Origin of the sequence: Kitasatospora brasiliensis (genome assembly GCF_032654805.1) — a bacterium.
Taxonomy (GTDB): Bacteria; Actinomycetota; Actinomycetes; order Streptomycetales; family Streptomycetaceae; genus Kitasatospora; species Kitasatospora brasiliensis.
This window is the reverse complement of the sequence record NZ_JAUOOW010000006.1, coordinates 452201-477135: the sequence shown is the minus strand read 5'-3', so window position 1 is coordinate 477135 and position 24935 is coordinate 452201. Positions and strand designations below refer to the sequence as shown.

The window sequence follows — 24935 nt, the reverse complement described above, 5'->3', positions numbered from 1 at the left end:
GGCGACGGCGCCGACGTGCAGGAACCGGCAACGGCCGGTCGTGGACGGACGGTTCGGACGGGGGCGACTGCCGCGGGTTCCGTAGCGGGTGGCCGGCGGTCGCGCCAGAGGGAGGTTCCGGCCAGTGCCGGACGGCCGCCGACCCCGGTTGGACCGGCTGCTCCGGCCGGGTCGGAGACCCCGGTTGGATCGCCGGCCCCGGCTGGACCGGCGGCCCCGGCTAGATCGGCTGCTCCGGCCAGTCCAGCAGCCGCGCCCCCATGGCCGCCGTCTCCAGGGTGAAGCGCTGGAGCGCGTCCGCCGGGTCGTACCCGGTGAGCGCCTTGATCCGCTCCAGCCGGTAGCTCAACGTCCGTACGCTCAGCCCCAGTCGGCGCGCCGCCTCGGCGTTCACGTACGCCGCCTCCGCCTGCACCGCGATGGTGTCCAGCAGCGGGCGGGCGCCGCCGCGCGCCTCGGTCAGCGGGCCGAGCACACTGCGGACCAGATCGGCCATGGCCGCCCGGTCGCGCATCAGCACCGGGAAGACCAGCAGCTCCTCGGCCTTCAGCCGCTCGGCGGGCAGGTCCAGGCGGAACGCGTAGTCCAGGGCGTCCAGCGCCTCCTCGTAGCTGCGCAGCACCCCGCTCGGCCCCGAGTGCCGGCGGCCGGTGGCCACCCTCCGCACCGGGCGGTAGCCCGTGCCGGGCCGCAGCGTCAGGTCGGCGAAGGCGTCCAGCACCGCCCGCTCGGAGTCCGGGGCGATGCACACCAGCCGGCCGTCCTTGCTGGCCAGCAGCACGTCCCGCTCGCCGAACCGCCCGGCCAGCTCCCGCTCCACCCGGTGCACCAGCGGATGCACGTCCGCGAACGGCTCGTCGCCGACCGCGACCGCCACCGTGTACGCGCCGGCCAGCCGCAGCCCGAACCGCTCCGCGCGCTCGGCGAGCAGCCCGAGGTCGCTGCGGCCGAACAGCAGGTCGTCGATGAACTCCCGCCGCGCCGCCTCTTCCTGACGGACCGCCAGGCGTTGGGCCCGTTCGTGGCCCTCGCCCAGCGCGGCCAGGGCGGCATCGGTGGCGGCGAGCACCGCGTCGCCCATCCGGCGCAGCTCGTTGACGCTGGTCGCGGCGGTCGTCCCGGGTAGCGTCTGCCAGGCCCGCCGGGCCGCCGCCAGGCAGTGCGACACCACCTCGCGCAGCCCGTAGCCGGCCTCGGCGCAGTGCTCGCCGAGCTTGCGCAGGCGCTCCAGCTCGTCGCGGCGCAGCAGCCGGCCGGTGCGGGAGACGTCGGCGAGCAGGACGAGGTAGGCCTCGGCCAGCTCGGTGGGTATGTCGAAGTCGATCCCGTCGGTCACCGTGTCCTGCCAACCCCCGTGCGGCCTGGTATTTCGGCGCCGAATCTACCAAGGCGCGTTCGGCCGGCTCACGCGGAGCCGGGCCCGTTCGGCCTCGCCCGGCTCACGCGGAGCCGGGCCCGTTCGGCCTCGCCCGGCTCACGCCGAGCCGGGCCCGTTCGGCCTCGCCCGGCTCACGCCGAGCCGGGCCCGTTCGGCCTCGCCCGGCTCGCGCCGACCCGGGCCGGCCCGGGTGGCCCGAGCTCGCCGGCAGGGGTGGGATGGAAGGGGTGCGCCGATCGAGGCTTGCCGGGCGCCGTCGGCAGGGGTTACACATCTGGACGTCCCAGAACGCCCCGCCCTCCGGGCGCCCTGCTCGTCCCGGGTGCGGCTCCACCGAAAGGCCTCCCGCATGTCCCTGGTCAACTTCCGCGACGCCGCCGCCCTCGGCGACCCCGAAGGCCGTCGGGTCCGCCCCGGTGTGCTGTACCGCTCCGCGCAGCCGTTTCCGGCCGCCGACCAGGCCACCGTCGCCCAGCTGCGCGGCTGCGGCATCCGCACCGTCGTGGACCTGCGCGACCCGCGCGAGACCGACCCCGGGGACTGGGCCGCGGCCGAGGCCGCCGGGATATCCGTCGTCGCCGCCCCGGTGAACCCCGCCACCGACGCCCTCACCGCGCGGATGAGCACCATGGCCACGGCCGCCGACCTGGGCGACTTCTACGTCCTGCTCGCCGAGTCCGCGCCCGAGGCGGTGGCCGCGGCCGTCGACGCGGCCGTCCGGCCCGGCGCCGTCCTGCTGCACTGCGCCGCCGGAAAGGACCGCACCGGCCTGCTGACCGCGCTCCTGCTGGACCTCCTCGACGTCCCCGCCGAGCGGATCGTCGCCGACTACACCCGCACCGCCGACGCCCTCCCGCAGATCTTCGAGGGCCTCGCCGAACGCCACCGCACCGCCCTCAACGACCACCGCTCCACCTCGCGGGTCACCGACTCCCAGGGCCGCAACCTCACCATCCCCGCGCCCCTCCTCCAGGCCCCGGCGGAGGCCATGTCGGTCTTCCTCGACCGCGTCCACGCGCACCACGGCGGCGCGGCCGCCTTCCTCCCGGCCTGCGGCATCCCGGCGGCGACCCTGGGGGCGTTCCGCGCCAAGGCGGGCGCGGCGGTCTGACCCTCCCGACGGCGGCGGCGCGGGCGTCTCACACGTCGCGCCGCCGGACCAGGAGCGCCGTCACCGCGACCGCGGCCGCCGCCCAGAGGCCCATGGTGATCCAGGAGTCCAGCACGCTCGGCGCGTACTTCCCCATCGTGGTCGCGGACCTGGGGTTGATGGTGAGCCGCTGGACGGTGGCCAGCGGCAGGTGGGTGCCGATCTCCTTCAGCCAGCGGTAGCGGTCGCCGCCGAACATCATCGGCAGGATGAGCATCAGCAGCACCAGGGAGACGATCGAGGCGGTGGCGTGCCGCAGCAGGGCGCCCAGCGCCATCCCGATCAGCGCGCAGACCGGCACGATCGCCGCGTAGGCGAGCACCGCCCGCAGGCAGCCCTCGTCGGCGAGGGAGAGGCCGAGGTGCCGGGAGGCCAGCATCGCGTTGACAGCGAAGAAGGAGACCGCCGAGACCACGATCCCGGCGAGCGCGGTGATCCCGCCGATCAGCAGCACCTTGGCCGCGATCACGCCCCGCCGGTCCGGGACGGCGGCGAAGGTGGTGCGGATCAGGCCGGTGGTGTACTCGCCGAACACGGTGATCGCCCCGAGGCTGCCCGCCGCGACGGCCATCAGGTCGCTCGCGATGTTGCCGAGGCCGTGGAACAGTGGGTCGTACGTGTACGGCGGCTGTCCGGGCAGCCGCGGCGGCGGGTGGTCGATGTACGTCAGGTCGGTGTGGACGGCGTTCACGTTGACGGCGATCGCCACCAGCGAGGCCAGCGCCAGCACCCAGTAGGTGGAGCGCAGCGAGCGCAGTTTGATCCACTCGGCGGCGAGCAGGTCGAGGAACCGCGGGGCCGGTTCCTCGAGGCGGGCTTCGAGGCGGGCTTCGGCGCGGGCTTCGCGGGTGCTCATCGGGTCTCTCCAGCCGGGTACTCGACACTGTCGGCGGTCAGGGACATGAACGCCGACTCCAGCGACGACGTCCGGGTGGCCAGCTCGTGCAGCACCACGCCGTGCCGCGCGGCGAGTTCACCGATCCGCGCGGCGGGCAGCCCGGTGACGATCCCGAAGTCCGGCCCAGCGCGCCGAAGTTCGGCGCCCTCGGCCAGCAACAACGGCTCCAGGGCGTCGAGTTCAGGGGCGCGTACGGCCACCGAGGAGACCGCGTCGCGCGCGGAGAACTCGGCGAGGCTCTCGTCCGCGATCAGCCGGCCGCGGCCGATCACCACCAGCCGGTCCGCGGTGTGCTCCATCTCCGCCATCATGTGGCTGGAGACGAACACCGTCCGCCCCTCGTCCGCGAGCCGCCGGAACAGCCCGCGCACCCAGAGCACGCCCTCCGGATCCAGCCCGTTCAGCGGCTCGTCGAACAGCAGCACCGGCGGGTCGCCGAGCAGCGCGCCCGCGATGCCCAGGCGCTGCTTCATGCCCAGCGAGTAGCCGCCGATCCGCCGCCCGGCGGCCTTGCCGAGGCCGACCTCCGCCAGCACCTCGTCCACCCGCCCGAGCGGGATCCGGTTGCCGCGGGCCAGCGCCGACAGGTGCGCCCGGGCGCTGCGCCCGCCGTGCACGTCGCCCGCGTCCAGCAGCGCGCCGACGTGCCGCAGGCCGCGCGGCCGGTCCGCGAAGGGCCGGCCGGCCACGGTGACGCTGCCCTCGGTGGGGGTGTTGAGGCCCAGGATCATCCGCAGCGTGGTGGACTTGCCCGCGCCGTTGGGGCCGAGGAAGCCGGTCACGGCGCCGGGGCGCACGGTGAAGGTCAGCCCGTCGACGGCCGTGGTGGCGCCGTACCGCTTGGTCAGTCGTTCGATCTCGATCACGGGGACAACGCTGCCGCCCGGGCCCCCGCCACGGCATCGGGCGGCGGGACACAGCGGGGGCCGCCGGACCCGCCCCCGGGATTACGCCCCCGGGCCAATGCGCCGCCGTACGGGCCGCGGCTAGCATCGCGTCATGATCACCGAACCCCGGCCGCCGCTGCTCAGGCGCCTGCCCGCGGGCGTGTGGGTGGGGGCGCTCTGGACCGGCCTGGTCGTCTTCCGCTTCTTCACCCGCGAGGACGAGCTGCGCCACCTGTTCGACTACCACGGCAATCCCGAGGACATGCCGCTGGTGGTCACCGCCGTGGTCAGCACCCTCGTCGCGACGCTGCTGGTGCGGCTGCCGCTGCTCGCCATCGCGGTGGCGCTCGCGGGCAGCATCTTCGCCCTCGGGATGTGGGGCGTCCCGGAGACCACGGGGCTCCAGTTCCTGATCGCCGACGGCGTGGTCGGCTACTGCGCCGCCACCCGCTCCCGGTGGCTCTCGCTGAGCGCCCTGGCGCTGCCGCTCGCCACCCTCGCGGGGCTGCTGCTCTGGGGCGTCGTCAACGACTTCCCCGTCAACCCGTTCGCCTACGCGGGTTTCGCCGCCACCGTGCTGATCGCCTGGCTGGTCGGCAACACCGTGCACCAGGGCCGCGCCCACGCCGAGGCGCTGCGCGACCGGGCCTCCGAGCAGGCGATCACCGCCGAACGGCTGCGGATCGCCCGGGAGTTGCACGACATGGTGGCCCACAACATCGGCATCATCGCGATCCAGGCCGGCATGGGCAGCCGGGTCATGGACACCCAGCCCGCCGAGACCCGGGGCGCCCTGGAGGCGATCGAGGCCACCAGCCGGGAGACCCTGGCCGGGCTGCGCCGGATGCTCGGCGCGCTGCGGCAGGGCGAGGGGGAGCCAGCGCCGCTCGAAGTGGTGCCCGGCGTCGGCGAGTTGGAGCGGCTGGCGGCGAAGGCGGCGGGCGCCGGGGTGCGGGTGGCGCTCACCCGGCGCGGCCCGGCCCGTCCGCTGCCGCCCGAGGTGGACCTCGCCGCCTACCGGATCGTCCAGGAGGCCGTCACCAACGTGGTCAAGCACTCCGGCACCCGCGACTGCCACGTCACCGTCGAGTACGGGACACGGGAGATCGACGTCACCGTGGCCGACCTGGGCGCCGGAGCGGAAACCGGCACGCCCGGCACCGGCTACGGCCTGGTCGGCATGCGCGAGCGCGTCGCCCTGCTGCACGGCGAGTTCAGCGCCGGACCGCGCCCCGGCGGCGGCTTCCTGGTCGCCGCCCGACTGCCGCTGCCGGCCGAGGAAGCCGAACCGAACCCCGTGGAGGTGGGCCCGTGATCCGCGTCGTCCTGGTCGACGACCAGCCGCTCATCCGCACCGGCCTGCGCGTGCTGATCGCCGACGCCCCCGACCTGGAGGTGGTCGGCGAGGCCGGCGACGGCGCCGAGGCCGTCGAACTGGTCGCCCGGCTGCGCCCCGACGTCGCCGTGATGGACATCCGGATGCCAGGGGTGGACGGCATCGAGGCCACCCGCCGGATCACCGCCGACCCGGACCTGCCCACCCACGTCCTCGTCCTCACCACCTTCGACGACGACGACTACGTGTACGGCGCGCTGCGGGCCGGGGCGAGCGGCTTCCTGGTCAAGGACCTCGCCCTGGAGACCATCCTGGACGGCATCAGGGTGGTCGCCGCCGGGGACGCCCTGCTGGCCCCCGGCATCACCCGCCGACTGATCGGCGAGTTCGCCGCCCGCCCGGAGGGGGCGGGCAAGGCCCAGCCCCGCAGGCCGGTCGCCGAGGCCGTCACCGAGCGCGAACGGGAGGTGCTCACCCTGGTCGGCCGGGGTCTGTCCAACGCGGAGATCGCCGCGGAGCTCACCATCAGCGTGGCCACCGCCAAGGCCCATGTCGCCCGGCTGTTCACCAAGCTCGACGCCCGCGACCGGGTCCATCTGGTCATCCAGGCCTACGAGTTCGGGCTGGTCACGCCGTAGGAGCGCATGGCGAAGCGCCGGGGCGGGCCCACCCCGGCGCTTCGGTGGATCAGATCGTCAGTGGACGATCGCGTGCGAGATCTGGCATCCGCTGACGCCGTTCGACCAGGTGCCCTGCATCGCGAAGGTGCCGGTCGCGAACGCCACGTTCTGCGAGCCCCCGGTGCCGCCGACGCCGTTCCAGGAGCACTTGTCGGCGTTCTCGTAGCCGGTCGAGTCCGTCCAGCCGCCCGCCGGGTTCTGGTCGGTGATGGTCTCCGAGTACTCGTGGCCGTACACCATGGTCACGCCGTCCAGGGTGCCCGCGCTGCCGCTGTTGACGTAGTTCTGGCCGCAGGAGGAGCCCATGTCGGTCACGTACGGGTCGTTGGTGAACGCCACGTCACCGTACGGGGAGGGGGCGGCGCCGCCGGTCAGGGTGGTGTCGCCGTTGTAGTCGTGCCAGGCGCAGAAGCCGCCGTTCGGGGTGTTGAAGCCGTCCGGGTGGGTGCCGGTCGGGGACAGCACCACGTACTGCGCGTTGCGGTTGGACGCGGCGGTGGTGTTGCCGAAGTGACCGGCGGCCTTCACGGCCTCGGAGGCCAGCTGGTAGCCGCTGGCCTGGCTCGGCGCGGCGGCGGACTCGTCGACCCAGACACCGGCCAGCGCGCCGCCGGTCGGGTAGCCGACGTGGGTGGAGCCGGTCGGGCAGCTGGTCGAGCCGGTGGCGACGCCCTCGCAGTACTGGGTCATGACGCCGGACCAGGTCTCGCTGTTGGTGCCGAGGCCCTTGAACAGCTGCTGCGCCCGGACCGCCTCGCCCTTCGGGTCGCCGGAGAGCGTGGTGTACCCGGCCGAGTTGGTGCCCTGGGTGCCCCACTGGGTGCCCCAGAAGATCAGGTAGACCTTCGGGGCGCCGGTGGTGACACCGATGCCGTCCACGCCGCCGCCGTAGCTCAGGTTGTTGGTCGCCGCCTTGGCCGACTGGCCGGCGTTCTCCTTGGTCGGGTGCACGCCATGCCGGTACGGGTGGGACTGCCCGGCGAACTCACCGGACGGCTTGTCGGCCTGCGTGGCCTGGGCGGCCGGAGCGGCGGCGAAGCCGGCGGCGGCCAGCGCCAGGGCGCTGAGCCCGGTCAGGGCCCGCAGCCGCATCCGACGGGAGGTGGGGGAGATGCCCATCGTGAGGGTTCCTCTCTGCTGCCGACCGCGCCCGGGTTCGGGAGCGGTGGCACGGTGGGGACGAAGGGGGGAAGTGCGACGGCGGCAACACGGAGGAACTGACGGCCCGTGATGAACGGTCAGTGACGTGGGGATGGGGCGCCGGTTTCCGCCGACGGCCGGAAGCAAAGCAGAATTGTCGAAACAGGGTCAACGACGGAAAAGGTAAGACCAGCCCCAACGAAGGCCCCAGCGCGCGTAGCGAACGTCAAAAACCCCCAGCTGAGGGGTGGTCGACGCGTGTAGCGCAGCCGAATGCCAACAGTTGAGAGGCGCTTCTACACCGTATGCACCGGGACGAGTCGGCGGGCTTCGGTGAAACCGCAGGTCAGGGGCCCGGGACTTCGGCGATGCGCATGATGCGGCCGTGGGAGTCCAGGACGACGTCATAGGTGTTGCCGTGGCAGGCGGTGGGGCCGGCCGGGGCGCGCTCGGCGAGGCAGTCGTCGAGGTGGGCGATCAGGTCGTCGAGGGGGACGTCGTGCGGGTCGTCGGCCAGGGTGGCGGTGACGCCCGCCGCCGTGAAGCCGTAGTGGACCGGGCTGCCGGTGGGCTCGTAGCGGGCGGGGGCGCAGTCGAACCGGGCCGGCTGGGCGGTGAGTTCGGCCGGGGTGGCGGTGACGACGACGAGGATCTGGTGACCGGGGCCCACGGTGGGTACGGCGCAGGCGGGTGCGGCGACGGCGGAGTACGGCACCTCCTCCTCGGCGAACAACTCGTCGTCGTCGTCCAGCAGGTCGTCGGCGCCCTCGTCGGCCTGGGCGGCGGCGGAGGCGGCGGACACCGTCGGGCCGTCGTCGGAGGGGGTGCAGCCGGTGAGGGTGGTCGCGCCGGCGCAGGCCAGCAGGGCGGCGGCGAACAGGAGTCGGGGGGTGGCCATGGCGCGGGTCTCTTCGGCAAGCGGCGGACAACGGTCTCCGCTTGACACGACGAGGGCCAGGGCCGCGGTTCCCATCCCCCGCCGGACGCACCCGTTCGGCGGGGGAAGCGGCCGTCAGGCGGCCAGCGGCCGGGCCGCCCCGTACGCCTCGCGCAGCCGCGCCTGGGCCCCGGCGCCCGCCGCCAGGTGGTCGAGCCCGAGCAGCGCCGCGCCCAGCACCGGCGGGGCGACGACGACGCGCGGCTCGGCCAGCGGCGCGGCCTCGGCGAGCCGGGCCGTCACGTTGTCCAGCAGCAGCGGCTGCCGGGCGGCGAGCACCCCGCCGCCCAGCACCACCGGGGTGGGGACGTCCAGCAGGTCCAGGCGTCTGAGCGCCACCACGGCGAGCCGGACGATCTCGTCGGCCTGGCGGTCGATCAGCTCCAGCGCCACCGGGTCGCCCTCGTTCGCGACCGCGAACAGCACCCGGGCTATCTCGTGCAGCCGCGCGCCCGGCAGGTGCCCGAGGTGGACGGCCTCGGCGACGGCGCCGGCGCTGGGCAGGCCGAAGTGCTCGGCGATGGCCCGGGCGAGAGCGGTCGGCCCGCCGCGCCCGTCCTCCGCCCGGACGGCGTGCCACATGCTGTTGGTGGCCAGGCCCGAGCCGCCGCCCCAGTCTCCGGTGAGCTCGCCGAGGGCGGGGAAGCGGGCGGTGCGGCCGTCCGGCAGCAGACCGACGCAGTTGATCCCGGCGCCGCAGACCACCGCGACCCCGCGCGGGCCGTCGGTGCCGGCCCGCAGCAGGCCGAAGGTGTCGTTGGCCACGGTGGTGCCGAGCCCCCAGGGGTGGGACTCCAGGGCCTCGCGCAGCGCCTCCTCCTCGACCGGCAGGTCGGCGTTGGCCAGGCAGGCGCTCACGTGGCTGGTGAGCACCCCGCTCCAGGCGGGGTGGCCGGCCGCGGCGGCGGCCTGCTCGACCAGCGGGGCGAGGCCGGCGACCGCGGCCGCGCCGCCGATCTTCTGCGGTTCGAAGCCGCCGCCGCGGGCGGTGCCGAGGACGCTGCCGTCGGCGCCGATCAGGGCGACGTCGGTCTTGGAGTTTCCCGCGTCGATGGCGAGGACGCCGGGCAGGAGTGGTTCGCTCTGGTGGGTCATCAGGTCCCCGCGGCTCGTACGTGGCCCGGGCCGTGGTCGTCGGCCGGGTGCCCGGCCGCGAAAACGGCCGGGGAGCCCGGCCGAAGGGTCCCCGGCCGGGGTGGACGGTCTCCTCGCGCCGCCCGCCGCCGACCTCTTCGGAGGCGACGGCGGGCGGCCGGAGCGGGCCGGGTCAGGCCCAGGCGAGGTGCTCGCGGTTGTGGGCGAGCAGCCGGTCCGTGAGCTGGTCGGCGAGCTCGATCTGGCCGACCAGCGGGTGGGCGAGCAGGGCGTCGAAGACCCGGTCGCGGCCGCCGTGCAGGGCGGCGTCGAGGGCGAGGTGCTCGTACGAGGTGACGGCGGCGATCAGCCCCGCGTACAGCGGTTCGACGGGCCGCTGCGGCAGCGGGCGCACGCCCCGGGCGTCCACCTCGGCCGGGACCTCGATCACGGCGTCGTCCGGCAGGAAGGGCAGCACCCCGTCGTTGCGGGTGTTGACCACCTGCACCGAGGTGCCGCCGCCGGTGCCGAGCAGCGCGCCGATCAGCTGGACGGCCGCCTCCGAGTAGAAGGCGCCGCCGCGCTTGCCGAGCAGCTCGGGCTTGGTGTCCAGGGTGGGGTCGGCGTACAGCTCCAGCAGCTGCCGTTCGATCTCGGCCACCTGCGCGGCCCGCGAGCCCTGCTCCTTCAGCTCGGCGACCACCGCGTCGTGCTGGTAGAAGTACCGCAGGTAGTAGGACGGGACGACGCCGAGGCGCTGGATGACGGCCTGCGGCAGGTGCAGGTCCTCGGCGATCTCCTTGCCGAAGTCGCGCAGCAGCTCCGGAAGCACCTCCCGGCCGCCGGCGGAGCCGTCCAGCAGGGTCACCCCGCGCTCCCAGGTCAGGTGGTTGAGCCCGACGTGGTCGAGCCGGACGAGCTCCGGCTCGACGTTCAGGTGCGCGGCGAACTTGCGCTGGAAGCCGATCGCGACATTGCACAGCCCGACGGCCTTGTGGCCGGCGCTCTGGAGGGCCCGGGTGACGATGCCGACCGGGTTGGTGAAGTCCACGATCCAGGCGTCCGGGTTGGTCCGGCGCACCTGCTCGGCGATGTCCAGCACCACCGGGACGGTGCGCAGCGCCTTGGCGAGCCCGCCGGCGCCGGTGGTCTCCTGCCCGACGCAGCCGCACTCCAGCGGCCAGGTCTCGTCCTGGTTGCGGGCCGCCTGCCCGCCGACGCGCAGCTGGAGCAGCACCGCGTCGGCGTCCGCGACACCAGCCACCAGGTCGGTGGTCACCGTGACGATCGCGGAGTGGCCCTGCTTGGCGAAGATCCGCCGGGCGAGGCCGCCGATCAGTTCCAGTCGCTCGGCGGCCGGGTCGATCAGCACCAGCTCGCCGATCGGCAGGGTGTCGCGCAGCCGGGCGAAGCCGTCGATCAGCTCCGGGGTGTACGTCGAACCCCCGCCGACGATTGCCAACTTCAGTGCGGACATCAGCCCTTGACCCCTGTCAGTGTCACGCCTTCGATGAAGGCCTTCTGAGCGAAGAAGAAGAGGACGATCACCGGGGCCATCACCAGCAGGGTGGCGGCCATGGTGAGGTTCCAGTTGGTGTGGTGGGCGGCCTTGAAGGACTCCAGGCCGTAACTGAGCGTCCAGGCCTCGTGGTTGTTGCTGGCGTAGATCTGCGGGCCGAAGTAGTCGTTCCAGCAGTAGAAGAACTGGAACAGCGCGACCGCCGCGATGGCCGGCTTGGCCATCGGCAGGACCACCCGCAGCAGGGTGCGCAGGTCGCCGCAGCCGTCGATCCGGGCGGCTTCGAGGTACTCCTTGGGGATGGTCATCAGGAACTGGCGCAGCAGGAAGATGGAGAACGCGTCGCCGAAGGCCATCGGGATGATCAGCGGCCAGAGCGAGCCGTCCATGCCCATCTGCTTGGACCAGAACAGGAACATCGGGATGACGGTGACCTGCGGGGGCAGCATCATCATCGCGATGACCCCCATCAGCGCCAGATTGCGGCCGCGGAAGCGGAACTTGGCGAGCGCGTAGGCCACCGGCAGGCTGGAGACCACGGTCAGCAGGGTGCCGAACCCGGCGTACAGCAGGGTGTTGCGCCACCAGGTGAGGAAGCCGGGGGTGTCCCAGACCTTGCCGTAGTTGCCCCAGTTCCAACTGTTCGGCCAGTAGTCGGTGGTGAGCGCCTGCCCGTCCGACATCACCGAGGTGAGGAAGACGAAGACGAAGGGCAGCAGGAAGAACAGCGCGGCGGCGATCGCCACCGTGTGCACGGCCACCCAGTGGAGGAACGCGCGGCGCCGGGCGGCCCGGGCGGCGGGGCCGCCGGACCGGGAGGGGACGGCCGTGGCCGGCCCCTTGGTGAGTGTGGTGCCAAGGGTCATGATCGGGTCCTCCCGGGCCGCTAGTCGTCGCTCGCCATGAAGCCGGAGCGGCGGCGGAGCAGGATCGAGGTGACGGCCATCGAGATGGCGAACAGCACCACGGCGACGACGCAGGCCGCGCCGTAGTTGTAGGTCTGGAAGCCGAGCTTGTAGACCATCTGCGGCAGGGTCCAGGTGGAGCCGCCGGGGTAGCCGGGCTCGAACTGCTGCCCGGAGTTGCCCGCGATGCCGCTGGCGACCTTCCCGGCGACGATCGCCTGGGTGTAGTACTGCATGGTCTGGATCACCCCGGTGACCACCGCGAACATGATGATCGGCGAGATGTTCGGCAGGGTGACGTACCGGAACCGCTGGAAGGGTCCGGCGCCGTCCAGCTCGGCCGCCTCGTACTGCTCCCGGGGGACGTCCAGCAGCGAGGCCATGAAGATGACCATCAGATCGCCGATGCCCCACATGGCGAGCAGGGTGAGCGCGGGCTTGGACCAGTCCTCGGAGGCGAACCAGCCGGGCTGCGGCAGGCCGAGCTCGCCGAGCAGGTGGTTGACCGGGCCGGTGCCGGGGTTGAACAGGAAGGCGAAGGCGACGGTCGCGGCCACCGGCGGCGCCAGGTACGGCAGGTAGAACGCGGTGCGGAAGAAGCCCGCGCCGGTCTTCACCTTGGTGATGAGCATCCCGATGCCCAGGCCGAAGGCGACCCGCAGGCTCACCATCACGACGACCAGCCACAGGGTGTTGCGCAGGCCCTGCCAGAAGGTCGGCAGGTGGTTGAAGACGTAGTCCCAGTTCTTCAGACCGCTGAAGGTCGGGGTGCCGAAGCCGTTGTAGGAGGTGAAGGAGAAGTAGACGGTGGAGATCAGCGGGTAGGCGAAGAAGACGCTGAACCCGATCAGCCAGGGGGAGAGGAAGGCGAGGGTGCGGGCCGCCTCCCGGCGGCGCTTCCGGCGCAGCAGGTGCTGCGTGGAGGGCGCCGCCGAGTCGGTCGGTCCCGCGCCGGCCCGGTCGCCGTTGCCCTTGCGGGTGCCGAACGCGAGTGACATGGGAGCTCCGTGGACCGTTCCCGGCTACTTGGCCTGGGCGATGTCGGTGTCGATCTGCTTGGCCGTGGCGGCCAGGCCCGCGGCGAGGTCGCCCTGCTTGCCGGACTCGTAGTCGTAGCCGAGGTTCTGCAGGGTGGTGATGTAGGAGCCGCCGTTGACGGCCGGCGGGGTGGTGCTGGAGTGGGTGTTCTTGGCGACGTCCAGGAAGGTCTTGAAGTTCGCGTCGCTGACCAGCTTCGGCGAGTCGAGCGCGGCGAAGGTGCTGGGCACGTTGTGGATCGCGTTGGCGAAGTTGACCACCGCGTCGGTGTCCGTGGTCAGGTACTTGACGAACTCCCAGGCGGCGGCCTGCTTCTTGCTGGTGCTGGCGATGCCGACGATGGTGCCGGTCTGGTAGCCGCGGCCGTAGGTGTCGGCCTGGTCGTCCGGGACGGGGAAGGGCGCGGTGGCCCAGTCGAGGTCGGGCTTGTCCTTGGCGAGCGAGGCGGTGCGCCACTCGCCGTCCAGGATCATCGCGACCTGACCGGTGTTGAAGGGGTTCTTGGCGCTGAACTCCTCGCCGAAGGTGGCGCGGTACTTCTCCAGCTTGGCGTAGCCGCCGAGCTGGTCGACCAGGCCCTTCTGCCACGTGAGCATCGCGGCGACCTTCGGGTCGGTGGCGAGGTTCGATTTGCCGTCGGGGCCGAAGTAGCTCGCGCCGTACTGGCCGAGGTAGTGCTCGGTGGTGGACTCGTAGCCGTGGTACAGCGGCATGAAGCCGAGCTGCTTGTACGAGTCGCCGTCGGCGACCGTCAGCTTGGCGGCCGCGTCGGCGAACTCGCTGAAGGTCTTCGGCGGGTTGGCGATGCCGGCGGCGGCGAAGGCCTTCTTGTTGTAGAACAGGCCGTAGGCGTCGCCGAGCAGCGGCAGCGAGCACTGGTTGCCCTGGAACTGGGTGTAGTCGAGCATCGTCGCCGGGAAGGTCTTGGCCGGGTCGATGCCGCTCTTCTGGAGCTGCGGCTTGAGGTCGACGAAGGCCTTGGTCGAGCAGAACATGCCGACGTTGTTGGTGGTGAAGGAGGACACCACGTCCGGCGCGTCCGCCCCGCCCGCCCGCAGGGCCTGGTTGATCTTGTCGTCCGCGAGGCCGTCCACCGCCTTGACGTGGATGTTCGGGTGGGCCTTCTCGAACGCGGCGATGTTGTCGTTGATCGCCTTGACCTCGTTCTCCTGGTTCCAGCCGTGCCAGAAGGTGATGGTCACGTCCTTGCCGCTGGCCGAGTCGTCGTTGCCGCCCGAGTCGCTGGAACCGGTGCAGGCGGAGGCGAGCAGGGCCAGGACGGCGCTGCCGGCGAGGGCGGCGATGGTGCGGCGGCCTCTGCGGGAGGTGGTGGCGTGCACTTCGGGGTCCTCCTGGGGGTGCGCGGGCAGGCCTCATTGCCTCGGATCCCGCGTTCGGGGTTGGGAGAGGTGGGTGCAGGTGGAGCCAGGTGACAGGGGGAGCGTCGGTGGGGGCGGCAGTGGTCGTGGACGGCGTCAGTGGGTGGAGAAGACCGCCTCGCGGGCGTCGGACAGGGCACGTTGCAGGGCGCCGAGCAGCACCGGCGAGCCGGGCAGGGCGCTGCTGCGGACCTCCGGCCGGGCGATCGAGACCCGCGCCAACTCGTCTTCGACCAGGGCGCGCAGGCGCTCGCCGCCCGCGCTCGGCACCACGCCGGAGAGGACGACCAGCTGGGGGTCGACCACGGCGACGATCACCGCCAGCCCGACGGCCAGCCGCCCGGCCAGCTCGGCGAGGAAGGCGTCGCCGGCGCCCGGGGTGGCCAGCGCCTTGGCGATGGACTCCTGCGCGGTGGCCGCGCCGAGCCCGTGCTCCCGGGCCAGGACCCGCACGGCGGGTGCGCCGACCAGGGCCTGGAAACCGCCGAACTTGCGGCGACGGGCGTCCCAATCGACCGGGGAGTCCGGCAGCGGCATGTAGCCGACCTCCCCGGCGCCGCCGGTGAAGCCGCGGTGCAGCCGCCCGGCGATCACGATCGCCGCGCCGACCCCCGCCCCGGCCCAGAGCAGGACGAAGTCCTCGAAGCCCGCCGCGGCGCCCGAGGAGCGCTCGGCGACGGCGGCCAGGTTCACGTCGTTCTCGATCGACACCGGCGCGCCGATCGCCTCGGTCAACTCCTCGACCAGCCGCGGCGAGTGCCAGCCCGGCAGGTGGGAGGCGTAGCGCAGCTTGCCGGTGACCGGGTCGGGGGCGCCGCCGACCCCGATCGCCGCAGTGCGCAGGCCACCCTCGGGGACCCCAGCGGCCCGGACCGCCTCGGCCACCGCGGCGGCGACGGTCGGGACGGTCCCGGCGGCCGGCACGCCCTTGGTCGGCACGGTGTGCTCGGCCAGCGTGGTGCCGGTGATGTCGGCGACGGCGACCCGGATCTCGCTGTTGGTGACGTCCAGTCCGGCGACGTACCCGGCGGCCGGATTCACCTGGTACAGCTGGGCGTTGGGCCCTGGACCGCCCGCCGTGGTGCCGACCGGCAGGACCAACCCGGCCGCCTCCAGCCGGGCCAGCAGCTGGGAGGCGGTGGGCTTGGACAGCCCGGTGAGGGCGCCGATCTGGGTGCGCGACAACGGCCCGTTCTCCAGCAGCAGTTCGAGGGCGGCACGGTCGTTGATGGCGCGCAGCAGGCTGGGGGTGCCGGCGAGGGGGGCCTTGGCGGTGCTCTTGGTCATGCCCGGAATCCTCCTCTTTCGGCTGGTCGACGGGTGCGGAGGGTTTTTGAAGAACTGTTAGGAAACTTTCCAGTCGCTCGGAGAGGACCGTACGGGCCGTCTCGGCGGAGTGTCAATGGCCGGTACCGCGTCGGATGCCGAAGCGTTACCGGGCAGCACGAAGCCCCGCCCCCGCCGAAGCGGGAGCGGGGCTCTCGTCCCGTTCCAGGGGCCGCGGGGCCTACGGCTTGGCGTCCTCCGGGGCCTTCGCGGCCGGGATGGGCTCGGTCGCCCGGTAGCGGGGGGAGCCCGGGTCGGCCAGGGCGGACGGGGCGCCCTGCTCGGCGATCGGGACCGGCGAGGGGGCGATCACCAGGTTGGTCGCACCGACCGCCGGGGCCTCCTCCTTGACCTTGATCCCGGCCTCGTCGAAGGCGGCCTTCAGCCGCTGGCGCAGCGCCCGCGACACCGAGGCCGCCTTGCCCGGGGCCGTCCTGGCCTCGACCCGCAGCACCACCGACTCCGGGGCGACCGACTCCACGCCCAGGATCGACACCGGCGCCCAGATCAGCTCGTCGTACGGAGCCTCCTTGGCCATCACCTCGGCCGTCGCCAGGATCAGGTCCTCGACCCGGGTCAGGTCCTCCTTGTAGCCGACCTGCACGTCCACCGAGGCCGTCGCCCAGCCCTGGCTCATGTTGGCGATCCGCTTCACCTCGCCGTTGCGGATGTACCAGATCTCACCGTTCGAGCCGCGCAGCTTGGTCACCCGCAGGCCGACCTCCAGCACCGTGCCGCTGGCCACCCCGGTGTCGATCTCGTCGCCGACGCCGTACTGGTCCTCCATGATCATGAAGACTCCGGAGAGGAAGTCGGTGACCAGGTTGCGGGCGCCGAAACCGATCGCCACACCGGCCACACCGGCACTCGCCAACAGCGGCGCCAGGTTCACCCCCAGGGCGCCGAGCACCATCAGCGCCGCCGTGCCCAGGATGGTGAACGAGGCCACGCTGCGCAGCACGGAGCCGATCGCCTCCGAGCGCTGTTGGCGCCGCTCGGTGTTCACCACCCCGGTGTTGGCCAGCAGCCCGCCGAACCGGCTCTCCTCCTGGGATTCGTGGGTGCGCGCCATCCGCGCCACGAGCTGGGTGATGAGCTTGCGCACCACGGCCCGCAGCACCAGGGCCAGCGCGATGATGAAGACTATCCGCAGCCCGCCGGTCAGCCAGCCCTGCCAGTGGGTGTCGAACCAGCTGGCGGCCTGCCGGGTGGTGTCCGAGACCTCCTGCGCGCTGGTCGGTATCCGCAGGTCGAGCTCCGGCAGCTGCGCGGTCGGGCTCGGAGCCGGCGTCGGGTTGGCGAGCGTCGAGGACGCGTCGGACGGGCCGATGGCACCGAAGCTGAACACGTGCGGACCTTCCTTGCTGGGTGCGTGTCTGGCCCGGGGTCCGCCGGCAAGCGGCCCGCGGACCGTGCGGGCAAGCCTAACCGCCCCGCCTGCCCCGGCGGACCGGTCGAAAACCTCGCACGAGAGTGCCCGAGAGCGCACGGAGAGTTCCGAACGCCCCGTCAACGCTCCCGCGCGCTCCCCCCGGACCCGGGCGCCGGAGCCGCCCCGGCCGGTCAGGGCACTGCTCCGGACGGCCGAACCGCGCCCCCGGGAACGCCACCCGGCGGGGCCACCGCGGCCGGCCGCACCGCCACCCGGGTGCAACCCAACCTCGCCCCGGGCATATCGGCTATGACAGAGACCACACCGGAGTTCAGGTCAGGTCCGTTACACAGGAGTGGTGGCGCCGTACAAAGTGGTAAGGCGACACTGGGGGAGATCGCGCACGCGTGGCGCGATCCAACCGCTCGTCCCGGCGCGAGCCACGCGCCGCAGGCGTCCAAGGAGGCATCCGTGCCGCATGTCCTGGTCCTCAACGCGTCCTACGAGCCACTCGGCGTCGTATCGATGCGCCGCGCACTCATCCTGGTCCTCAACCACAAGGCGGTCAGCCTGGAGGACTCGGAAGTCACTCTGCACAGCGCCACCAGCGCCCTTCCGGCGCCGTCCGTCGTCCGTCTGACCCGCTTCGTGAGGGTCCCGTTCTGCGGGCCCGTCCCGCTCACCCGCCGGGCGCTGTTCGCCCGCGACCACGGCCGCTGCGTCTACTGCGGGGCCGCCGCCACCAGCGTCGACCACGTGATTCCGCGCAGCCGCGGTGGCCAGCACCGGTGGGACAACGTGGTGGCGGCCTGCCGCCGCTGCAACCACACCAAGGCCGACCGCCACCTCACCGAACTCGGCTGGCGGATGAAACGACCACCCGCGCCGCCCAGCGGCCTGGCCTGGCGCATCATCGGCACCGGGATCAAGGACCCTCGCTGGCGGCCCTACCTGGAACCCTACGGCGGCGCGGACCAGCTGCGTGCCCCGCAATGGGGGGAGTACGACCACACCGAGCAACCGGTGCACCCCGTCCCGCTCGGCCGGACGCACCCCGCCCCCGTCCGCCGCGGTGAGCAGCCCGAACCGCTCTCCGCCTGACCACAGCTCCACAAGGGCCCGCCCGTCATATCCGTCGGTACGCGCCTCATGGGCCGCCAGCCCCCCCGCACCGGGGAGCTGGCGGCCCGCCGCTGTGCCCCCCTTTTTTGGGCCCGGCTCGCCTCCGGGGCGCTCTTGCCCCGGCGCCGACGGTCGGCGCTTCCTCGCTCCTTCGTCACTCCCTTTCGGCACCGGCGCGCCCCTTCGGCTCGCCGGGCCCCCCTTTTCGTGCCCGGCTCGCCTCCGGGGCGCTCTGGACCCGGCGCCGACGGTCGGCGCTCCCTCGCTCGTGCCTCGCTCCCTCGCTTCTCCCTTTCGGCACCGGCGCGCCCCTTCGGCTCACCGGGCGGTGCCGTCGGGAGTGCTACGGCTTGGGCGCCGCCGGGTTGGCCGGGGTGACGGGCTGCTTGGGGTTCGGCCCGGCCGGGGGTTGCGGGGCGGGCGGCGCGGCCGGGGCGGGCGGCGTGGTCACGGCGTACAGCTCGACGCCCCACAGCGAGTAGCCGTACTTGGTGGCCCGCGCCACGCCCTGCACCCGGACGTAGCGGACGCCGGGGGCGTCGAAGCGCACCGTCTCGTCGCCGCCCTTGCCGTTGTCCACCGTCGCCGCGTCCGTCCAGGTGTTCCCGTCCGCCGAGACCTGGATCTTGTACGAGGAGGCGTACGCGGCCTGCCAGTGCAGCACCGCCGAGCCCAGCCTGGTCGCCTGCGGCAGCTCCAGCCGCACCCAGGCGTCGTCCTTGGCCGGCGAGGACCAGCGGGTCTTCGGATTGCCGTCGGTGACCGCCGAGGCCGGGAAGTCCGCCGTCTCGTCGCCCGAGGAGGTGGCCTTGGCGCCGACCGCGAGGTCGGGACCGCCGGTGGGCGGCACCACGTGCACCTGGAGCACCTGCCGGACGGAGGTGCCGCCGGCCACGAACTGCACCGGCACCCGGTACGTCCCGGACGGCGTGTCCGGGGCGGCCGCGACCAGCAGCGGCACGCCCACCCGGCCGCCGCGCGGCACGCTGAGCGGGCCGGCCGGGGTGACGGTCAGGCCCTTGGCGGCGGCCGGCACCTCGGTGCGCAGCTCGCCGGTGGTGCCCTCGGGGCGGCCGGCCTCCACGGTGGCCCGGGTCTGGACGGGCGCGGCCGCGCCGGTGACCACGTCCAGGGCCGGGTCGGCGAGGTTGAGCCGGGCCGCGGGGGCGTCCGCGTACCAGGGGATCACCTGGTTGACCACCGGCGGGTCGCCGCCGGGCTTCCAGGTCAGCCGGAACGCGTCGGCGGGCTGCCCGCCGGCCGGCAGCTCGTTGTAGCCGGGCTGCACGGCGCCGATGTCGGCCCAGGTGCCGTCGGCCCGCCGCACCGCGATGGTGGCGGTGGCGTGCACGGCGGGGTCGGTCAGCACGGTGAGCCGGTCCAGCGGACGGGCCGCGCCGAGCTCGACGGTGAGCGGCTCGTCCTGCGCGGTCGGCGGCTTGGCGGCCCGGTACGCGGTGTCCGGGTTGCCGTCCAGCACGGCGTCGGCGGAGGAGCCGGGCACCGCGTCGGGACCGCCGCTGACGCTGGCCGGGGAGTCGTCCGGGGCGGTGACGGTGAACTCGCGCACCGCGACGGCGGTCTTCTGCGCGGTGGTGGCCCGCAGCCGCACCGCCCGGACCACGGTGCCGGGCGGCAGCTGGGCGCTGACCGTCTTCTGGTTCTTCACGGTGGTCAGCTGCTTCCAGCCGCCCTCGCCGGTGGAGTACTCCAGCACGCCGTCGCGGATGTAGTCGTCCGCGGCGCTGCGGGCGTCCGGGCCGTTGCCCCAGCCGCCCATCAGCACGGTCACGCCGCTGACGGGGCGGCCCGCGCCGAGGTCCAGGCCGACCGAGTCGCCGGGCTGCGGGGGAGCGGAGCTCCAGTAGAAGGTGTCGGCCGCGCCGTCGGTCATCAGCGCGGGCAGGTGGTCCTGGGCGGTGCCCATGGTGGTGGTCGGGGTGAGGGCGCCGCCGCCCACGCCGGCCCAGTTGTCGGCGGCGCGCACCGCGCGCTCCAGGAACGGGCCGAGCACCCCGGCGCCGACGGTGGCCGGGGCCCGGTCCAGCTGCTCGCGCAGCCGGTTGAGCTCGACCCGGGCCTTCCAGGCCGCGGCGCCGTCGCCGCCGTGCTGCGCCAGCAGCATGTCCAGGGCGGCCTGCCCGGCGAGCCCGTAGTCGCGCAGCGGGCCCAGCCAGGGCGCGGCCTCGCCGGCCAGCTGGGCGGTGGCCGGGGTGCCGGCCAGGGTCTGCTGGGCGGTGGCCATGGTGGTGAAGGCCTCCCGCAGCGGGGCGGCGGCCTCGATCAGCTTGGCGAGGTCGGGGGCGGTGCCGGAGGTGGGCTCGGCGGCCGCCCAGAACCGGTCCAGCAGCGGCGTCAGGTAGGCGGACTCCTGCTTGGACAGCGGGGAGGAGGTGCTGTTCCCGGCCAGCGCGGTGACCGCGGACAGCGTCGTCCCGGCGGGCGTCGCGGCGGCGCCGGTCGGCCCGGCCAGCGCGCGCACGGCGGCCCGCCAGGATTCCTCGGGCTGGTAGCCGGTGGGGTTCCAGGCGAAGTCGCCGGCCGTGGCGATGGCGATCCGGGAGGCCACCGGCTGGCGCATCGCGCCGGTCAGCAGCACCGCCGAGCGGGTGGCCACCTCCGCGTCGCGCCCGCCGTAGGCGCCGAGGAAGAGCCGGTCCGGGCTGGCGTCGTTGACCGGGTAGTTGTCCATGGTGAGCAGCGGGTGCCCGTACAGCCCGGCGGTGTCGGAGGCCTGGGCGCCGGTGATCTTCTCCGGAATCACCCCGACCCCGCTCCAGGCCACCTGCACGCCCTCCGGCAGCGCCGCGGCCAGCGCCTTGCGGTACGGGGTGGAGCCCTGCTGGTGGGACTCGGTCGGGACGATCGACAGCGGTGCCAGGCCCGGGTTCTTGGCGATCAGCCGGTCCTGCACCTTGCGCACCAGCTCGGCCTGCGCCTTGGCGGCCGCGGCCGGCCCGGTGCCGTACTTGTCGCGGTCGCCGCCGCAGTGCCACTCGTCGTAGCTGACGTCCAGGAACTGGAGCTGGAAGGCGGTGAAGCCGAGCCCGCGCAGCGCGTCCAGCTTGTTCACCAGCGCGTCGGCGTCCTTGCCGGAGCTGAAGCAGAAGGACTGCCCCGGGTCGATCGCGTAGCCGAGGGTGACGTGGTTCTGCCGCGCCCGGGCGCCCAGTTCGCGCAGTTCCTCGGCCTGGGCGGCCGGGTAGGCGGTGCGCCAGCGGGCGAGCCGGTACGGGTCGTCACCGGGGGCGTAGAGGTAGAAGTTCTGCTTGGAACGGCCGAGGAAGTCGATCTGCTCCAGTCGCTGCTGGGCCGTCCACGGGGTGCCGTAGAAGGCCTCGGCGGTGCCGCGCACGGGCGCGCCGGTCGGCCAGTCCCGCAGGGTGACCCCGGGCAGGCCGAGCCCGGCCGCCCCGGGCGCCTGCCCCTGTCCGGCCGGTACGGCGGCGAGCAGCTGACGCAGGCTCTGGGCGGCGTAGAAGGTGCCGGTGGTGTCCACGCCGGCCAGCACCACGGCGCCGTACGTCCCGCCGCCCTGGGCGGGCAGCTGACCGGCCGACAGCACGTACCCGCCGGCCGGCAGGCCCGCGAGGGAGGGCACGGCGGCGTCCTTGCCACCGGTCGCGGTGGCCAACTGGCGCAGTGTCCGGCCCGGTTCGCCGTCGGCGCCCTGGCCGACGTACACCACCAGGGAGCCGGCGGCCGGCGTCCCTGCGTCCGGCTGCGGCGTCACCTCGCTCGCCCCGGCGATCTCCAGCACCTCGCGGACGGCCCCGATCGCGGCGAAGTCCGCCTTGTCCCCGGTCACCAGGGTCACGGCGGACGGCACCGCGACGGGCTTGCCCGCCACCGTCTGCTGCTGCGGCTTGGGGAACACCTTGGGGTCGGTCACGCTGCCCAGCGGGGTCTGCGGCGCGGAGCTCACCACGGCCGGTGCCGCGCCGGCCGCGTACGCCGTCGAGGGCGTCGCCCCGGCCAGCAGGCCGCCGACCACCGCGGCGGCCGCGACCCCGGCCGCGATCTGCAGCGCCCGCCGGCCCGGCCGCCTCGCGGCCCGTTCCGCCCGTTCCTCGCGCACCGACGACAACAGTGGCTCCGTTCCCTTGAGGTCGGCGATCAGCCGGTCCGCCGTCCGCGGCGCGACCTGACGACACGTCCGCGCGGTGACCTGCCGCGCCGCCACCGCCGCGGGGTGGTGCACGACCTCCCGCAGCGCCGGGCTCTGCTCCAATTGCGACCGCAGCCGCCGCCCGGCCGCAACGGACACACGGGCTTGCACAGGAGCCTCCTCGCCAGGCCGGAACCACATCCTCGGCAACCCCACCAGTCGGCCGACCCGGTGTCAACGCCGTCGACGGCTATGCCCGTTATGCCGGAATAGATCGCATGTCGGACCGGCCCGGAATCGGCGGGCGCCGTCGCCGGGAGGGTACCGGACGGCAGTGTCCGGCCGGCGATCGGCGCTGGTCAGTGCGGCTTCGCGGCGGCCCGCGCGGAAGGTCCCCGGCCCGGCGATCGCCCGCTGACGCCGTGTCGCGCAGCGTCGTCGGGCGGTTACCCGGGTAGGACTGTGGTCGTCCTGACCGGGCGTAGCCGAGACATCGCAGGAGCCGCGAGTGGCCGCTTACCACGACAGTGACGGAGCCGAGCAGGTGCCGGCGCAGGACGCTCCGCCGCCGCCCGCCGAACTGGTGGCGCTGGCCCGGGCGTACGGGGTGGACAGCAGCTACCCGGGGCCGGGCGGGCAGGCGGTGGGAGCGCGGACGCTGGTCGCGGTGCTGGCGGCGATGGGGGTGGCGGCCGGCACGCCCGAGGAGGCGCGGGAGTCGCTGGAGCGTCACCGGGCCGAGCAGCGGGCCCGGTTGCTGCCGCCCTGCGTGGTGGTCCGGCAGGGCCGGCGCACCGCCCTGGACGTGCCGGCGGACGCCCGGCTGCGGGTGGAGCTGGAGGACGGCGGCAGCTGGGAGCTGCCCCGGGGGCACTCGCACTGGGTGCCGGGGGACCTGCCGCTGGGGCGGCACACCCTCGTCGCGGAGAGCAACGGCACCGGGGCGAAGGCCGTGCTGATCGTCGCCCCCGAGCGGCTGCCCCGGCTCCCCGGCCGCAGCTGGGGCTTCCTCACCCAGCTGTACTCGGTGCTGTCCGACCGCTCCTGGGGCATGGGCGACCTCGGCGACCTCGCCGAGCTGGCGCAGTGGGCGGGCGCCGGCCTCGGCGCGGGCTTCGTCCAGCTCAACCCGCTGCACGCGGGCCTGCCCACCAGCCCCTCCGACCCCTCCCCGTACCGCCCCTCCTCCCGCCGCTTCGCCGACCCGGTGCACCTGCGGATCGAGGCCGTCCCCGAGTACGCGTACCTCACGGGAGACCGGCGCGACCAGGCCGAGGAGCTGAGCCGCCGCGCGGCCCGGCTGCGCGAGGAGGTGCTCGGCCACGACGCGCTGATCGACCGCGACGCCGTCTGGCGGCTCAAGCGCGAGGCCCTGGAACTGCTGCACGAGGTGCCGCGCGGCCCCGGTCGGCAGGCCGGGTACGAGGCGTACCGACGCGGCGAGGGCGAGTGGCTGCGCCGGCACGCCCTGTGGAACGCCCTGGCCGAGGAGCACGGCTCCGACTGGCACCACTGGCCCAAGGGCCTGCGTCACCCGGACGGCCCACAGATCGCGCAGGCGGAGAAGGAACTCGCGGACCGGGTCGAGTTCCACCGCTGGCTCGCCTGGCAGGTCGACCAGCAGCTCGTCGCCGCCCAGCGCGCCGCCCGCGAGGCCGGCATGCCGGTCGGCCTGATCCACGACCTCGCCGTCGGCGTCCACCCCGACGGCGCGGACGCCTGGGCCCTCCAGGACGTCCTGGCCGGCGGCATCGCGGTCGGCGCCCCGCCGGACGCCTTCAACGCCCACGGCCAGGACTGGGGCCTGCCGCCCTGGCGCCCGGACGCCCTCGCCGAGGCCGGCTACGCCCCGTACGCCGAGCTGCTGCGGGCCGTCGCCCGACACGCCGGGGCGCTGCGCATCGACCACGTGATGGGCCTGTTCCGCCTCTGGTGGGTACCGGCCGGGCACCCGCCCACCGAAGGCGTGTACGTCCGGTACGACGCGGAGGCGATGCTCGGAGTGCTGGCGCTGGAGGCGCACCGGGCCGGGACGGCGGTGATCGGCGAGGACCTCGGCACGGTCGAGCCGGGCGTGCGGGAGGAGCTGGCGGCGCGCGGCGTGCTCGGCACCTCCGTCCTCTGGTTCGAGCGGGACTGGCAGGGCGACGGCGCCGTGCTGCCCCCGGACCGCTGGCGGCCGGGCTGCCTGGCCACCCTCACCACCCACGACCTGCCCAGCACCGCCGCCCGGCTCTCGGGTGAGCACGTCGAGCTGCGGCACCGGCTCGGCCTGCTGGCCCGGCCGCTGGGCGAGGAGCAGGAGCGGGCGGCGGCGGAGCTGGCGGACTGGCGGGCCGAACTGGCCGCGCGGGGGCTGCTGCGGCCGGGCGAGCCGCTGACGATGCCCGCGCTGTACGGCTTCCTGCGGGCGACCCCGGCGGAGCTGGTCGGCGTCTGGCTGCCGGACCTGGTCGGCGACCCGCGGCCGCAGAACCTGCCCGGCACCTGGGACCAGTACCCGAACTGGCGCCTTCCGGTCGCCGACGGCGCCGGCACCCCGGTCACCCTGGACGGCCTCGCCGCCACCCCGGCCGCCTCCCTCCTCGCCCACCTCCTCGCCACGCCGGGGCCGCACTGATCCCCCCGGCCCCCACCCGACCCCCGACGCGCGCGCCGCGTCCCTCACTTCCGCCACCCCGGCCCG

18 protein-coding genes are annotated in these 24935 nt (G+C 74.1%); 5 read left to right on the top strand and 13 right to left on the bottom strand.

Annotated features, from left to right (window positions below; all coding sequences use genetic code 11):
* Positions 1-220 precede the first annotated feature (220 nt).
* Entirely contained in the window at positions 221-1336 is a 1116-nt protein-coding gene (locus tag QWJ13_RS24965; protein WP_316527178.1) for a PucR family transcriptional regulator, read from the bottom strand.
* A 391-nt stretch (positions 1337-1727) separates the two neighbouring features.
* Between QWJ13_RS24965 and QWJ13_RS24960 the strand changes: the two genes are divergently transcribed.
* Positions 1728-2489 carry a tyrosine-protein phosphatase gene (locus tag QWJ13_RS24960; RefSeq protein ID WP_316527177.1) on the top strand — a complete coding sequence of 254 codons (762 nt, stop codon included), beginning with the start codon at positions 1728-1730 and terminating at the stop codon, positions 2487-2489.
* Between the two features lie 28 nt (positions 2490-2517).
* Here the strand turns inward: QWJ13_RS24960 and QWJ13_RS24955 are convergent, their stop codons facing one another.
* Positions 2518-3384 (bottom strand): ABC transporter permease, encoded by an 867-nt coding sequence (locus QWJ13_RS24955; protein WP_316527175.1) that lies wholly within the window; start codon positions 3382-3384, stop codon positions 2518-2520.
* Positions 3381-4292, bottom strand: coding sequence for an ABC transporter ATP-binding protein (locus QWJ13_RS24950; protein ID WP_316527174.1), 912 nt, complete (start codon positions 4290-4292; stop codon positions 3381-3383). Before QWJ13_RS24950 ends, QWJ13_RS24955 begins: the two co-directional genes overlap by 4 nt.
* A 133-nt stretch (positions 4293-4425) precedes the next feature.
* On the opposite strand from QWJ13_RS24950, the gene QWJ13_RS24945 reads away from it, so the two are divergent.
* Positions 4426-5628, top strand: coding sequence for a sensor histidine kinase (locus QWJ13_RS24945; RefSeq protein ID WP_316527173.1), 1203 nt, complete (start codon positions 4426-4428; stop codon positions 5626-5628).
* Complete coding sequence (locus tag QWJ13_RS24940) at positions 5625-6287, top strand: response regulator (RefSeq protein ID WP_316527172.1); 663 nt, start codon at positions 5625-5627, stop codon at positions 6285-6287. The genes QWJ13_RS24945 and QWJ13_RS24940 overlap by 4 nt, the downstream gene beginning before the upstream one ends.
* A 57-nt stretch (positions 6288-6344) precedes the next feature.
* Here the strand turns inward: QWJ13_RS24940 and QWJ13_RS24935 are convergent, their stop codons facing one another.
* From QWJ13_RS24935 to QWJ13_RS24895, 9 genes are all read right to left on the bottom strand, one after another.
* Complete coding sequence (locus QWJ13_RS24935; RefSeq protein WP_316527171.1) at positions 6345-7448, bottom strand: hypothetical protein; 1104 nt, start codon at positions 7446-7448, stop codon at positions 6345-6347.
* 367 nt (positions 7449-7815) lie between these two features.
* Positions 7816-8367 carry a hypothetical protein gene (locus QWJ13_RS24930; RefSeq protein WP_316527170.1) on the bottom strand — a complete coding sequence of 184 codons (552 nt, stop codon included), beginning with the start codon at positions 8365-8367 and terminating at the stop codon, positions 7816-7818.
* 114 nt (positions 8368-8481) lie between these two features.
* Positions 8482-9501, bottom strand: a complete 1020-nt coding sequence (locus QWJ13_RS24925) for an N-acetylglucosamine kinase (RefSeq protein ID WP_316527169.1) — start codon at positions 9499-9501, stop codon at positions 8482-8484.
* A 172-nt stretch (positions 9502-9673) separates the two neighbouring features.
* Entirely contained in the window at positions 9674-10948 is a 1275-nt protein-coding gene (locus QWJ13_RS24920) for a 6-phospho-beta-glucosidase (protein ID WP_316527404.1), read from the bottom strand.
* An 8-nt stretch (positions 10949-10956) separates the two neighbouring features.
* Positions 10957-11865 (bottom strand): carbohydrate ABC transporter permease, encoded by a 909-nt coding sequence (locus tag QWJ13_RS24915; protein ID WP_316527168.1) that lies wholly within the window; start codon positions 11863-11865, stop codon positions 10957-10959.
* A 20-nt stretch (positions 11866-11885) separates the two neighbouring features.
* Positions 11886-12902, bottom strand: coding sequence for a carbohydrate ABC transporter permease (locus QWJ13_RS24910; protein WP_316527167.1), 1017 nt, complete (start codon positions 12900-12902; stop codon positions 11886-11888).
* Positions 12903-12926: 24 nt separating this feature from the next.
* A complete protein-coding gene (locus tag QWJ13_RS24905; RefSeq protein ID WP_316527166.1) occupies positions 12927-14282 on the bottom strand; it encodes an ABC transporter substrate-binding protein in 1356 nt (451 codons plus the stop codon).
* 135 nt (positions 14283-14417) lie between these two features.
* Positions 14418-15608, bottom strand: coding sequence for an ROK family transcriptional regulator (locus tag QWJ13_RS24900; RefSeq protein ID WP_316527165.1), 1191 nt, complete (start codon positions 15606-15608; stop codon positions 14418-14420).
* A gap of 220 nt (positions 15609-15828) precedes the next feature.
* Entirely contained in the window at positions 15829-16995 is a 1167-nt protein-coding gene (locus QWJ13_RS24895; protein WP_432277596.1) for a mechanosensitive ion channel family protein, read from the bottom strand.
* Between the two features lie 495 nt (positions 16996-17490).
* Here QWJ13_RS24895 and QWJ13_RS24890 point away from each other — a divergent pair, with 495 nt between their 5' ends.
* Positions 17491-18120 carry an HNH endonuclease gene (locus QWJ13_RS24890; protein WP_316527164.1) on the top strand — a complete coding sequence of 210 codons (630 nt, stop codon included), beginning with the start codon at positions 17491-17493 and terminating at the stop codon, positions 18118-18120.
* A 364-nt stretch (positions 18121-18484) separates the two neighbouring features.
* On the opposite strand, the gene QWJ13_RS24885 is transcribed toward QWJ13_RS24890, so the two are convergent.
* Complete coding sequence (locus QWJ13_RS24885; protein WP_316527162.1) at positions 18485-22420, bottom strand: glycoside hydrolase family 84 protein; 3936 nt, start codon at positions 22418-22420, stop codon at positions 18485-18487.
* 373 nt (positions 22421-22793) lie between these two features.
* On the opposite strand from QWJ13_RS24885, the gene malQ reads away from it, so the two are divergent.
* Complete coding sequence (gene malQ, locus QWJ13_RS24880) at positions 22794-24869, top strand: 4-alpha-glucanotransferase (RefSeq protein WP_316527402.1); 2076 nt, start codon at positions 22794-22796, stop codon at positions 24867-24869.
* The last annotated feature ends 66 nt before the right edge of the window (positions 24870-24935 follow it).

Bases quoted from the DNA above. Each gene is read 5' to 3' on its own strand.
- QWJ13_RS24960 (WP_316527177.1), top strand. From the start codon at position 1,728: ATGTCCCTGGTCAACTTCCGCGACGCCGCCGCCCTCGGCGACCCCGAA.
- QWJ13_RS24955 (WP_316527175.1), bottom strand. From the start codon at position 3,384: ATGAGCACCCGCGAAGCCCGCGCCGAAGCCCGCCTCGAAGCCCGCCTC.
- QWJ13_RS24945 (WP_316527173.1), top strand. From the start codon at position 4,426: ATGATCACCGAACCCCGGCCGCCGCTGCTCAGGCGCCTGCCCGCGGGC.
- QWJ13_RS24935 (WP_316527171.1), bottom strand. From the start codon at position 7,448: ATGGGCATCTCCCCCACCTCCCGTCGGATGCGGCTGCGGGCCCTGACC.
- QWJ13_RS24930 (WP_316527170.1), bottom strand. From the start codon at position 8,367: ATGGCCACCCCCCGACTCCTGTTCGCCGCCGCCCTGCTGGCCTGCGCC.
- QWJ13_RS24925 (WP_316527169.1), bottom strand. From the start codon at position 9,501: ATGACCCACCAGAGCGAACCACTCCTGCCCGGCGTCCTCGCCATCGAC.
- QWJ13_RS24915 (WP_316527168.1), bottom strand. From the start codon at position 11,865: ATGACCCTTGGCACCACACTCACCAAGGGGCCGGCCACGGCCGTCCCC.
- QWJ13_RS24910 (WP_316527167.1), bottom strand. From the start codon at position 12,902: ATGTCACTCGCGTTCGGCACCCGCAAGGGCAACGGCGACCGGGCCGGC.
- QWJ13_RS24900 (WP_316527165.1), bottom strand. From the start codon at position 15,608: ATGACCAAGAGCACCGCCAAGGCCCCCCTCGCCGGCACCCCCAGCCTG.